Origin of the sequence: Leuconostoc sp. DB-1, assembly GCF_013414845.1 — a bacterium.
In the GTDB taxonomy this organism is placed as follows: domain Bacteria; phylum Bacillota; class Bacilli; order Lactobacillales; family Lactobacillaceae; genus Leuconostoc; species Leuconostoc mesenteroides.
Map to the genome: position 1 here is coordinate 633,471 of NZ_JABFNJ010000001.1, position 12,175 is coordinate 645,645.

Here is a 12,175-nt window from a genome sequence, read left to right on the forward strand (position 1 = left end):
TTTTCTCACTTTTAAAATTTTTACAAAGGAATATTGAAAAGTATGAAAACTAAATCAAAAAAAGTTAAGCTGGATTTTCTGCATTACTGTGTTTACGTTATATCATTAGGCGGATTTCTATTTGGCTATGATACTGGTGTGATTAACGGTGCACTGGCATTCATGAGCCGTCCGGACCAACTGAATTTGACACCGACCTTACAAGGCGTTGTGTCCAGTTCATTGGTTATTGGTGCTTGTTTTGGGGCACTGGGATGTGGTCGAGTTGCTGATAAAATTGGTCGCCGTAAAACGCTACGAATCATTGCAATCGTATTTACAATAGCTACGGTGCTTTGCGCTGTTGCCATGAACTTTTGGCTTATGTCACTTTTTCGATTTGTATTAGGTTTAGCAGTTGGTGCTGCATCAAGTTTGTCACCAATGTATTTAGCAGAAATTTCACCGGAAAATTTAAGAAGCGCCAATGTCAACAAAAACGCTATTTTTATTGTACTTGGTCAGTTATGTGCTTTCATTGTAAATGCAATATTAGGCAACATCTGGGGTCATTGGGGTCCAATTTGGCGTGTTATGGTGATTTCTGGTGCGGTTCCATCAATTATTCTGTGGGTAAACTCGTTTCGTATCAGCGGTAGTCCGCAATGGTTACTCTTAAAGCATCGTTTTAACCGAGCTCGAAAAATATTTCGTCGATTGGGATTTAAAAATACTAGCCAGCTTATCAAATCTCAAAGTGATCAATCTAGTGAGCAAAACGATAATGAATTTAATTGGTCAATAGCATTAAAAAATAAAAAATTGTTTTATTTGTTAGTGACAGGAATTGTGATTGCTCTGATTCAGCAAATCTCAGGTGTAAACACCGTGATGTATTACGGTACAATTTTACTTGAAAAAGTTGGTATGGGTGAAAGTGGCTCCTTGTACGCCAATGTGTTAATTGGCGTCGTTTCTGTTATTGCTAGTATATTTGGTACTCGAATGATAGAACATGCCAATCATCATCGCATGTTGATTATTGGTCTGATTGGTAACGTTGTTTTTATGGCGCTACTTGGAACTATTATGAAATCTAGTGTTTTTTCTCAAGGAATAACTAATGCTTTGGTGCTTGTCAGTTTAACGTTGTTTTTGGCTAATCATCAAGGTATTGTAAGTCCTGTTACATGGCTCTTGTTAGCCGAAATGTTTCCTGGAAAGGTTAAGGCGCAATTTATGTCCGTGGCTACAGCAACAACTTGGATAACCAACTTCGTCATTAGTTTAATCTATCCCCAGTTAGTTGCTATTCTTGGAACAGCATTGGTATTTTTCGTTTTTGCTATGTCAAATGGATTAAGTATTGTGTTAGCAAGTCTGTTTGTCAATAGTAAAAAAATGGCAAAGGCTTATGATACAGCTAGTCTATCATAGCCTCCAAAAAGGAGTGTAGTTAATGGCTAATTTTTACATTGATACGACAGAAGTCGTTCATGAAATTCCACAAAATGATGGTCCAAAATTTTATATGTTTGGTGTACCACGTTATACAAATATGGGTGATCAGGCAGTATCATTGGCTGAAAGAAAATATATTGAGAACGAATTTCCAAATTATCAGTATATTGAAATTATTGAGGAAGACGGTGATGAGGCGATACCTGTTGTCCAAGAGAATTTGCGTAAAGATGATGTTATTGCGTTTACTGGTGGTGGCAATATGGGTAATTTGTATCACAACCACGAAGAGGCAAGGCGTAAAGTCTTTTCGACATTTGTTGATAACCTTACGATCTCATTTCCCCAATCAATTCATTTTGAGGATAATGAGGATGGTGAGATTGAAAAAAGAAAAAGTCAGGAAGCTTATAGCAAGAACCCAAATCTTGTTCTTGTAGCTCGCGACGCACAAAGCTTTCATCGTATGCTTACGACTTTTGACAATAAAGTTATTTTCACGCCGGACATGGTATTATACATGAATTCGGTGGACTGGAAATTTGAACGTAATGGGGCTTTGTTTGTTTTGCGTCATGATTCAGAGAAGGTTGTCAAACAAACCACCATTGATAAAATAAAAGAAATACTCGGTGGGGACAGACCAGTGGAACGTGTTGATACCGTATTAGATGAACCAAAAGAGATTACGCCGATCACACGTGACACTTTGTTTGAGCAACAGCTGGAGTTGTTTTCACACCAAGAAATTATTATCACGGACCGTTGGCATGCTATGGTTTTCTCTGTCCTCACTGGGACACCATGCTTGCTTTTTGGAAATAGTTATGGAAAAGGGAAGCACGCGTACTTTGATTGGTTAGAGCATGTGAATTGGATTGATTACACAGATGAAACCGATATCGATCGAATTGAAAGTAGTTTAAAGGAACTGATGAAGCAGGAACGTCATGATTATAATGTGAAAAAAGACTTCCAACAACTCCATGACATTATTGAAGAAAATATATCTAAATAAGAAAAGACATAACTTGCGTTATGTCTTTTTCTATTCATTTTAATTTTTTATAAAGAATATTTTGTGTGTTAAATCAACAATAGGACCTTGCAAAAATAGTGAAGCTACAAGTCCAATACCAACCCCAAACCATTGGTCATTAATATAAAAAGCTAGAACCAGAATGGACAAAGGAAGCATATAAGCGATGAGTTGTGCTTTAGTTGCATTTCCATGTGTATATTTGAATCGTAATGTGAACATCAATTCATCGTTTGGATGCAAGATTAAGTTTGCCTGCTGGTACATGGCAACTGCTATAGCAATCGTTGTAATTGCTAAAAGATTAAAGATTAGTTTAACATACAAGTTACTTGTTAAAAGAAATGAGTCGTTTAAGCATGTAACAATCCAATCAACTAAGTAACTAAACGGAAACATGAACAAAAAATTTCCGATAATTCGACGGAAATTAATTTCACGCGCCAGCAGAGAATTCAGCAACAATACGAAAACACCAAAGCTGACCAAAGCTGTACCGAGAGATATGTCAAAAGTTGCTGCTAATCCTTGACCAGCAGCAGTCCATGGATTAGCACCAAGATTTGTAGTGATTGCAACGGCATTACCAAGTGCGTTTAATAAAAGTGAAAATACTAATAGATAAAGTCTACTTTTCATTTTTGTCACCTTCAACAAAGTTTGTATCTACTGTTACATGAACAGGGACTTTGTATTCTTTTAAAATTAAATCAATTGCCATGTCTACCATGACAGACACATTTACTGAAACTGTTTTAATTGGGATCGGTGATTGAGATAAGGTTCTGATATTATCGAAACCAAAGAGTGCTTTCACGTTATGTGTCAATTTTTTTTCGGCTACAATCTGTGCAATTTTCAAAGCTAAATAATCGTTCTCAGCTACTATAGTTGTGTTATTTTGTAGCGTATTGATAATAAGTTGTTGCTCAGAAGTTGTTGTTTCTGAAAAACTAAAACTATCCATTTTAATTTCCGTTAAATTGAAATCTTTCGTCTGGGCTGAATATTTAAAGGCAGTGTTGCGTTCCTGAAAATTAGGAATAGCTGGTAATCCGTGAACGTATAAAACGGTCTCCTTTGGAGAAATCTGATGGATAATGCTTCGAACACCCTCTTTATTATTAATAACTACCGAACTATGAGAATTTTCAATAGACGGATTGTCCAAAATAACTATGTTTGCATGCACCTTGTTTAGCAATAATACATCATCTGATGTTAAAAATGTGCCTAGTATTACAACGCCATAGATATTTGTCTGTTGCCAATTTGAAAAGGTATCTTGATCTAGCTTAGAAACTGTCTGAAGTGAGAGGTTATAACCTTTTAAATACGACTTTGTTTTGAAAGCATCGATAATGGATTGAAAAAAAGGGAGACGTTGAAAATAATCCAATGATTGCGCGTGATCATTAGTAACTAAAAGAAAAACAATAGTATCTTTTTTTATTTTTCGTCGAGGAACATAATTCAATTCTTCAGCAATCTTTAAAATTTGATTGCGTGTTGCTTGGCTGATTCCAGGCTTATCATTTAGGGCGAAAGATACTGCTGCTTTTGAAACACCAGCTATTTTCGCTATTTTTTCCATATTCATAACATTTCCTCTAACATTATCATACACTCGTTAACCTTTGTTTAGTCATATAAGTTCATTTTGTTAAGTTGTTTAGTTTTTTTTATGTAGTCATTTAGTGTTAGTATAACAATATAGAAAGCGCTTTCAAAATATTGGAAAGGTTTATGATATGATTAAACAACTTAACGAAAAAGCACGGACCATAATTACTACTGATGGCGAAGTGGATGATATGAATTCTTTTTTGCGGTATTTGTTATACAGTAATGAATTTGATACAGAGGGTATCATATTGACGAGCTCAGTATATCATTACGCGGGCGATGATGAAAAAGGGATTAAGCCAGAACGTTGGACTGGAGAAAAGTGGATTCCGTATCTAATTTCAGAGTATGGAAAAGTTTATGATCATTTAAAAGTCCATGGTGAGGGGTATCCAACACCTGAATACTTACAAAGTATCTACCATGTTGGTAATATCAGTTTCAAAGGTGAATATGAACAAGAAACAGATGGTTCAAGGTTTCTAGAAAACTATTTACTAGAAGATACAGATGAACGTCCGTTATATATTCAAACTTGGGGTGGAACCAATACAACGGCTCGTGCATTGAGATCAATAGAGGAAAAATATGGGCACAGTCCAGAATGGTCCACTATAAAAAAACGTATTGAAGAAAAAGTGGTTATTTATATAATTCTTGATCAGGATGATACCTATAGTGAATACATCGCAAAAAAATGGCATATTAAAGTTATTAATGATAAATTCAATTTTTGGTATTTTGCTTATCTTTGGAAATATACCAACTACAATTTAACCCGTAAATTGAACCACGATTGGCAAAAAAAATTGGTTAATAATTTTGGTTCATTCTTGGCAAACTATGCTTTGATAGGTGATGGACGCATTATAGATGGTGAGAATGAGGATGAGCAACGAGGAATTGATTCATATTTAGAAAAAAATCCCGAATACGAGCGTTTTGATTTTATTTCGGAAGGGGACTCACCATCGTTTTTCTATTTAATTAACAATGGCTTGAGAAATAGTTCTGATCCAACCTTTGGGGGTTGGGGTGGCCGATTTGTTGAAAAATCATCAACGCTCTATACTAACGAAGCATTGGACTTTAATCCATATACGAAGCGTTATGAAGCTGCATATACTTTAACACGATGGTTTGATGATATTCAAGATGACTTTATTGCACGTGCTGCATGGAGTGCTACAGATGATTTCGATAAGGTGTCGCATTATCCAATTGTTGACATAGATATGAACTTAGAAAGGGATGTGAAGCCAGGAGAAAGAGTTGAATATACAGTTTATGCTAAAGATTTGAACGGACGTAAGCTATATTATAAATGGTGGATTTATGATGAAGCCTCTACCTATAACGCTCACGAACATTTGGAAGCAAAGCAGGAAGATATTGAGGGGTTTTTAATTGGCTATAATGCTGAACCATTGGCTGATAGTTATCACAAAATTCGTATAAAGAATGAAAACCAACCAACCGTTAGCATTGATGTGCCAAAAGATATTTCTGATGGTCAAACGATTCATGTGATTTTGGAAGTTAAAAATGATGGTGAGCATCCTCTAAAAACGTATCGTCGCATCATTTTAACAGCAAAGGAAAACTAAAATGATTAAAGATAAATATTCATCAAATATGTTTAAACTAGCATTCTTATCAATTTCATTATTATTGACTTCAACTGCGTCAATTTCAATTACAATTCCAAAAATGCAACAAACATTTGCCAATCAAAGTGCAACTGCTGTTGAAGCATTAGTTACGGCATCTAATATTACGGTTATGATTTTCGTGCTACTGAGCCCTTTTATTGTAAGAGTTTTTGGAACTAGAAAAACAGTTTTAACTGGCTTATTCTTGGCAGGAGTTTCAGGTGTAGTGCCTATGTTCTCTGATAACTATTTTCTTGTATATATTTCTCGATTGGTTTTAGGTGCTGGCTTGGGAATGTTTAACTCATTAGCTGTCAGTTTGATTAATGACTTTTGGAGTGGAGATACACGCAATAAAATGCTAGGTTTTCAAAGTGCTGTTCAAAGTGTAGGTCAAACTGTAACAACATTTATTGCAGGAATTTTGGTTAATTACAATTGGCATTATTCGTATAGTATTTACTTCTTAGCATTAGTTTCGTTCATTCTGTTTTTGGTTTATGTACCAGATACGACTACTAAGGATGACTTAGTCACAAATGAAGTGGTTGAAAAACCTAAACAAAGTATTAATAGTTATGTTTTGTTTTCATCGTTTGGTTTGCTGATCTCGTTTGCGTTATTAATGGCTGTATTCCTAAAGTCAGCTGGATTTGTTGTTGAAGAAAAATTTGAAAATGCTTCGTTTATTGGAACGGCATTATCAGTCTATACTTTGGTCGGATTTTTAGGTAGTTTGCTCTATGGCTATATTGTGAAAATAACGAAGCAATATACTTTCTCATTGAGTTATGCGATTATTGGCATATCTTTCTTGATAGTTGCACTAGCACCTAACATGTTCGTCATTACTCTGGGTATGGCTATTGGTGGTATTGGCGGATCGGTATTTCTACCGATAGCATTTGGTACAATCTTGGAAAAAGCGCCAGCAAATTCAGGAAATTTGGCGATTTCTATCGCTATGGTTGGTACAAACTTAGGTACCTATTTATCGCCATATTTGCTAGCGACATTAGGTAATTTATTTGGTAACAATACTTCTAAATTCTCAATCATTATTGCAGGCGTATTAATGCTTGTGTTAGCTGTATTTTATTTCTTCATAAGGAACATATTTAAGCAAGCTAATGAGGTGGGAGAACTACAAAATTAGCTTTCAAAATGATTGCTAATAGTGAATTAATGCGTTAGTTAATAATAGCTAATTCATATTTCTACCATGGTATTGAGTTTGGTGTATTCTATAGTTAGAAACAATGAATTGACTTTATTGGCAGCAGTATATTAGATAACAAGGAGTTGAAAGAATGAGCACAGAATTTAATTTATCCTTTGTACAAGGGCTAACCGTTCGTGAAAAAGCAGAATTAGTAACGGGGAAAGATTTCTGGTTTACCGCGGAAAATATTGAAAATGATATACCAAAAATCATGGTAACAGATGGCCCTTCAGGATTGCGAAAACAAGCAAGTAGCGCAGACGCACTAGGCTTGAATCAAAGTGTGGAAGCCATTGCTTTTCCAAGTTCAGCTTTGATGGCTAGTTCATTTAATGTGGACATGCTTTATGAATTAGGTCAAAATCTTGGTACAGCATCTAGAGTTGAAAATGTGTCAGTTTTATTGGGGCCAGGTATTAATATTAAGCGTTCTCCATTGGCAGGAAGAAATTTTGAATATTTTTCCGAAGATCCATATCTAACTGGAGAACTAGGAAGCGCTTATGTGAAGGGCGTGCAATCGCAAGGTGTTGGCGTGAGTGTCAAGCACTTTGCAGCTAATAATCGAGAAGATCAACGTTTTACCTCGTCCTCGAATGTTGATGAACGTGCTTTACGTGAGATATACTTGCTGGCTTTTGAAAAGATTGTCAAAGAGGCACATCCAGCAACGTTAATGTGCTCTTACAACGCGATTAATGGTGTGCTTAATTCTCAAAATTATCGTTTGTTAACCGAAATACTGCGTAATGAATGGGGATATACTGGCGTCGTTATGTCAGATTGGGGAGCAGTAGCCGATAATATTGCTTCGCTAAAAGCAGGTTTAGACTTAGAAATGCCTGGAAATGGTGCATATTCGATTGATAGAATTGTATCTGCTGTCCAAAATGGTCAGCTAGAAGAATCAAAATTGGATATCTCAGTATTACGCGTACTGGCGTTGGTTGAAAATTTCCGTGTTAGCGAAGATGATAGTACGGATTATGATAAGAATAATCAACATGAGTTTGCTCGAAAAGCAGCAGAGGATAGCATTGTTTTACTAAAAAATGATGACGATGTTTTACCAATTAAACAAACTGAAAAAATTGCATTAATTGGTGAACTAGCCCAGAATCCAAGATATCAAGGTGGCGGTAGTTCACATGTAAATGCATACAAAGTTGTTACGCCACATGAGGTTGCAAGCAACAGTGATTACAATGTTACTTATACTGCAGGGTATAGCTTAACTGAAGAAAAAGGTAATTTAGATTTAGAACAGCAAGCAGAATCTATTGTTGAGTTGAGTGACAAAATCATTTTCTTTGCTGGTGTCCCAGAACAAGATGAGTCAGAAGGATTTGACAAAAAAACCATTGATTTGCCGGAAAATCAAGTCAATTTGATTCAAAAGCTATCAGCAATTAATCCTAATATAATTGTTGTTCTTCAAAATGGATCAGCGGTTGCAACACCTTGGAGAAATAAGGTAAAAGCAATTGTAGAAACTTATTTAGCCGGCGAAGCTGTCGGTGAGGCGACATGGAATATTCTTACTGGTCAAACAAATCCGTCAGGTAAATTAGCAGAAACTTTTCCTGAAAAAATTGAAGACACACCGGCATACGGTACGTTCAATGCTAGTGTAGTTGAAGAAAATTACCATGAAGGAATATTTGTTGGTTATCGGCATTATGATTTAAAGAGGAAAGAGGTTGCGTTTCCATTTGGACATGGATTAAGCTATACAGATTTTAAGTATGAAGATTTGGAAATAGTAGCTAATACGAAAAAGCATGTCACGGGTAAAATCAAAATAACCAATGTGGGCTCAATATATGGCAAAGAAACAGCTCAAATCTATATTCAAAATCTAGAAAGCCGTGTTGAGAAACCTCGTCAAGAATTAAAAGCATTTGTTAAAGTCGGACTCAATCCAGGAGAAAGTAAAACTGTCGAATTTTTCTTAGATCGGAGAAGTTTTGCTTGGTATAACGTGAAAAAAAGTATCTGGCAAGTTGATCAAGGTGACTATAATCTAAAAATAGGTAGTTCTTCGCGCGATATTAGATTAGAAAAAACGGTTTCTTTAGAAATGGGCACGACAAATAATCGTCCGATCAGCGGAGACACTTATATTAGCGAAATCATTAACCGAGATGGTTTACATGAATCACTCGTGGCGTCTGGTTTACAAACAGCGATTGAAAGTATTAGTGCGTCTGATAGTAATCGAGAGCTAATGGAAAACTTGCCACTGCGGGCAATTATTATGATCGGAGCAAATGTAGATCAAGTGAACAAGTTCATTGAACTAGCAAATAATTGATCTACTCGTTTGTAAATTTCGTTGAAAATGTTTACTCAAAGATGGCTTGGTCAGTGTACAAACAGATATAAATAGATGCTTGCAAACTACTCAATTTCATTGTATACTTACTTTTAGTAATTAGAAAGAAGGTCACATAAATGACAAAATATGGTGTTGTTGTTGGTTCGATTCGTGAAAACTCATTTTCAAAGGGAGTAGCTGATGCACTTGTTGCTGGTCTGCCTGAAGATGCTGAGGTAAATTACTTAAATATCAGTAACTTACCACTTTACAATCAAGATTTTGATGCTGATTCGCCTGAAGAATATACAAAGTTCCGCGCGGCAGTTGCTGAGCAAGATGCATTTATCTTTGTCACACCTGAGCATAACCGAAGCATTTCAGCAGCTTTGAAAAATGCCTTAGATGTTGCTTCTCGACCTTGGGGTGAAAACGCATGGGCTGGCAAACCAGCGCTAGTCGCTTCACAGTCAGTTTCTGGTATTTCTGGTGTATTGGCTCATCACGTGCTACGTCAATCTTTGGTATTCTTGGATATGCCAACTTTACAACAGCCAGAACTGTATATTGGTAATGTTCAAAACTTAGCCGATGAAAATGGTCATATTACTAACACAGATACGCAAAATTTCCTTGCAAATGCAGCAAAGCAATTTGTTACATTCGCACAAAAGTTTTAATTATTAATAAAAAAAACCTGACTTTAGAAATAAATCAGGTTTTTTTATGCGCCTTTAAATGCGATTAAAATTAAAATGAGGGTATAATAAAGATAGAGGACTTAAATAATATGGATAAAAACCAATTTAAAAAGGGAAACGATGATCCAGTCTCAGAAGACAAAGAATTCAATTCATTTTTTTCTGAAGTACTGCAACGATTTCCTGACAAAACCTCAAAGATTATACAGAATTCATATGAAAAATCGAAATCCAGGGCGGACAAGATATTTTTTAAAAGTCGATCGAATCTTGATCAAGTTTTTGATACCTTTTTGACGGGAGTTGATCAACAAACAGCTCAGAAGTGTCATCGAATTATTCACGCTGCATCATTGAGTGCTGCAATTGTGGGCTGCTCGCCAATTCCGTTCTCAGATGCGTTTTTACTAGTACCAATTCAACTAACTATGATGTCACGATTGCATAAATTGTTTGGGCAATCATGGTCAGAAGGTTTAGGTAAAAGTTTATCTAAGGAACTGGTAGTTGTAGGTCTTGGTCGTAGCGCAGTGGGGAATATTATTAAATTTATACCAGCTGTGGGAACTGTATCCGGTGCTGTAATCAATGCTTCCGTAGCTGTTTCAATCACCGAGGCTTTGGGATGGGTGACAGTGAAAATGTTAAATGATGGTGAGGACATATTTGAACAAGCTATGTCATTTCGAGGGCAGTTTGAAATCCTCTTTAAAGCACTTAGAAAAGTGAAAAAATAATTTTAAAAAGCATATCTCATGTGGATATGCTTTTTTACTCAGTTTTGTATTGGATATCGGCGGATTTTTTAGCGGAATATATGCTGAGCGTAGCGGTTTATCCGAGGAATGGCTTGAAAATAGTCAGGTAGCCATAGTTTTCATGTTGATTAGTCAAATTACTTTACCAATTTTTTTGATGTTTCAATATAAAAGTCGGAAAAATGATCTTAGAATTATAATGCCCTTTGCTAAAGATAAAAAGGCATACAGATATTTGCTAGGGTACGCTGCAGGGGCAATATCCTTTGTACTAACTTGGATAATAGCAGTTGCCTTTGAAGGATTTCAAGTCATTAACATTTGGCATATAGGTAATGTGCTGTGGCTCGTTCTCTTTCTTTTAGGTTTTTGTATTCAAGGCATGGGCGAAGAAATATTAGTTAGAGGCTATTTGTTAGGTAAATTAAGTCAACATTTAAGCCATGCTTCAGCTATTATAATTAGCTCGCTTTTTTCGCTGCGCTACATTTGGCAAACCCAGGAATAACTAGAGTAGCTTTCTTAGAACTATTTTTGTTTGGTGCTATCATGGCTATGTTTCGAATTGAAACCGAAGATTTGTGGGTGGTGGGGGCCTTTCATGGTGCGTGGAACTTTTTTCAAGGGCCGATTCTTGGTGTTGCAGTTTCTGGCACTAACAGTGATGCGCTAATTTTCAAATCAATTCCAACACAAGCTTATGAATGGTTAAATGGTGGGCGTTTTGGCATCGAAGGGAGTGTAATGAGCCTAACGTTACATGTTGCGTTATTTGGTGCAATCGCAGTTTGGATTAAATTAAACAAGAACAAATCAAAAATTATTTGCGAATCTACTAAATAATTTCTTTTTATTTTGACCTAATGGTTGATTATTTTTTTGGTCTAAATAGGGTAATTTGGAAAAATTCGTCTGAATCGTCATTATCTAGGATATGTTCGATTGAAACGGTATCGATTTCAGCATGGATTTGCAGTTGTTTTGAGTTTAGTACTTTTAAGGTTGATAACATTGCTTGCTGATTGTGTATCTGTCCCACTGTGATATGGGGTGTATATGGAAATTCAGGGCGTAGAAAGGGTGAGAACAAAGGGGATTGATATAAAACATCATGCATCTTTTGAATGACCGAACACCCCTCGTCAACAGGTAGCCAAAGATAACTTTTCTCATCAGACGAAAAATTTTCAAAGGTCACGTTGAAAGCCGAGAATGGTTTTAAAATCGTTTGAATATTTGGATAATGACTTCGTCTGTAGCCTCACTTTCAAATGGAAACACAAGAGTTATGTGTGGACGAATATGTGGATATAAGGGATCAAGTTCGCGCCTAATATTTTGGATTGTTGTTATTTCTGAAAGTTTAGGAAATATTAAAATAGAACGTAACATAAACCTTACCTCCTTAAATAAATTTAAC

The 12,175-nt window shown here is 35.9% G+C and carries 11 protein-coding genes and 1 pseudogene; 8 read left to right on the top strand and 4 right to left on the bottom strand.

The genetic code is table 11. The features are described 5' to 3' along the window. Positions 1–42: 42 nt before the first annotated feature. Together HFP47_RS02950 and HFP47_RS02955 are read left to right on the top strand one after the other, a co-directional pair. Positions 43–1,416 (top strand): sugar porter family MFS transporter, encoded by a 1,374-nt coding sequence (locus tag HFP47_RS02950; protein ID WP_179876004.1) that lies wholly within the window; start codon positions 43–45, stop codon positions 1,414–1,416. A 22-nt stretch (positions 1,417–1,438) separates the two neighbouring features. After that, complete coding sequence (locus HFP47_RS02955; RefSeq protein WP_179876005.1) at positions 1,439–2,458, top strand: polysaccharide pyruvyl transferase family protein; 1,020 nt, start codon at positions 1,439–1,441, stop codon at positions 2,456–2,458. A gap of 39 nt (positions 2,459–2,497) precedes the next feature. Here HFP47_RS02955 and HFP47_RS02960 read toward each other — a convergent pair whose 3' ends face one another. Continuing rightward, the gene (locus HFP47_RS02960) at positions 2,498–3,118 is read right to left on the bottom strand and encodes a YitT family protein (protein WP_042253179.1); all 621 of its coding nucleotides are present in this window, start codon (positions 3,116–3,118) and stop codon (positions 2,498–2,500) included. After that, positions 3,108–4,073, bottom strand: a complete 966-nt coding sequence (locus tag HFP47_RS02965; RefSeq protein ID WP_179876006.1) for a LacI family DNA-binding transcriptional regulator — start codon at positions 4,071–4,073, stop codon at positions 3,108–3,110. Before HFP47_RS02965 ends, HFP47_RS02960 begins: the two co-directional genes overlap by 11 nt. A gap of 157 nt (positions 4,074–4,230) precedes the next feature. Here HFP47_RS02965 and HFP47_RS02970 point away from each other — a divergent pair, with 157 nt between their 5' ends. The 6 genes and pseudogenes from HFP47_RS02970 (at position 4,231) to HFP47_RS10560 (ending at position 11,598) form a co-directional block, all read left to right on the top strand. Further along, entirely contained in the window at positions 4,231–5,712 is a 1,482-nt protein-coding gene (locus HFP47_RS02970; RefSeq protein WP_140683107.1) for a nucleoside hydrolase-like domain-containing protein, read from the top strand. Between the two features lies 1 nt (position 5,713). After that, the gene (locus HFP47_RS02975; RefSeq protein WP_011679640.1) at positions 5,714–6,913 is read left to right on the top strand and encodes an MFS transporter; all 1,200 of its coding nucleotides are present in this window, start codon (positions 5,714–5,716) and stop codon (positions 6,911–6,913) included. 154 nt (positions 6,914–7,067) lie between these two features. Beyond that, positions 7,068–9,293 (top strand): glycoside hydrolase family 3 protein, encoded by a 2,226-nt coding sequence (locus tag HFP47_RS02980; protein WP_179876007.1) that lies wholly within the window; start codon positions 7,068–7,070, stop codon positions 9,291–9,293. A gap of 140 nt (positions 9,294–9,433) precedes the next feature. Further along, positions 9,434–9,976, top strand: a complete 543-nt coding sequence (locus HFP47_RS02985) for an NADPH-dependent FMN reductase (protein WP_004164145.1) — start codon at positions 9,434–9,436, stop codon at positions 9,974–9,976. Between the two features lie 110 nt (positions 9,977–10,086). After that, positions 10,087–10,734 carry a YcjF family protein gene (locus HFP47_RS02990; RefSeq protein ID WP_025268017.1) on the top strand — a complete coding sequence of 216 codons (648 nt, stop codon included), beginning with the start codon at positions 10,087–10,089 and terminating at the stop codon, positions 10,732–10,734. Positions 10,735–11,137: 403 nt separating this feature from the next. Further along, positions 11,138–11,598 (top strand): annotated as a pseudogene (locus tag HFP47_RS10560) (lysostaphin resistance A-like protein). 28 nt (positions 11,599–11,626) lie between these two features. Here the strand turns inward: HFP47_RS10560 and HFP47_RS10565 are convergent. Together HFP47_RS10565 and HFP47_RS10570 are read right to left on the bottom strand one after the other, a co-directional pair. Continuing rightward, positions 11,627–11,953, bottom strand: coding sequence for a 2'-5' RNA ligase family protein (locus HFP47_RS10565; protein ID WP_373562320.1), 327 nt, complete (start codon positions 11,951–11,953; stop codon positions 11,627–11,629). Positions 11,954–11,973: 20 nt separating this feature from the next. Further along, positions 11,974–12,147, bottom strand: a complete 174-nt coding sequence (locus HFP47_RS10570) for a 2'-5' RNA ligase family protein (protein ID WP_257229692.1) — start codon at positions 12,145–12,147, stop codon at positions 11,974–11,976. Between the last annotated feature and the right edge of the window lie 28 nt (positions 12,148–12,175).

Bases quoted from the DNA above. Each gene is read 5' to 3' on its own strand.
- HFP47_RS02990 (WP_025268017.1), top strand. From the start codon at position 10,087: ATGGATAAAAACCAATTTAAAAAGGGAAACGATGATCCAGTCTCAGAA.
- HFP47_RS02950 (WP_179876004.1), top strand. From the start codon at position 43: ATGAAAACTAAATCAAAAAAAGTTAAGCTGGATTTTCTGCATTACTGT.
- HFP47_RS02965 (WP_179876006.1), bottom strand. From the start codon at position 4,073: ATGGAAAAAATAGCGAAAATAGCTGGTGTTTCAAAAGCAGCAGTATCT.
- HFP47_RS02975 (WP_011679640.1), top strand. From the start codon at position 5,714: ATGATTAAAGATAAATATTCATCAAATATGTTTAAACTAGCATTCTTA.
- HFP47_RS10570 (WP_257229692.1), bottom strand. From the start codon at position 12,147: ATGTTACGTTCTATTTTAATATTTCCTAAACTTTCAGAAATAACAACA.
- HFP47_RS02970 (WP_140683107.1), top strand. From the start codon at position 4,231: ATGATTAAACAACTTAACGAAAAAGCACGGACCATAATTACTACTGAT.
- HFP47_RS02985 (WP_004164145.1), top strand. From the start codon at position 9,434: ATGACAAAATATGGTGTTGTTGTTGGTTCGATTCGTGAAAACTCATTT.
- HFP47_RS02960 (WP_042253179.1), bottom strand. From the start codon at position 3,118: ATGAAAAGTAGACTTTATCTATTAGTATTTTCACTTTTATTAAACGCA.
- HFP47_RS02980 (WP_179876007.1), top strand. From the start codon at position 7,068: ATGAGCACAGAATTTAATTTATCCTTTGTACAAGGGCTAACCGTTCGT.
- HFP47_RS02955 (WP_179876005.1), top strand. From the start codon at position 1,439: ATGGCTAATTTTTACATTGATACGACAGAAGTCGTTCATGAAATTCCA.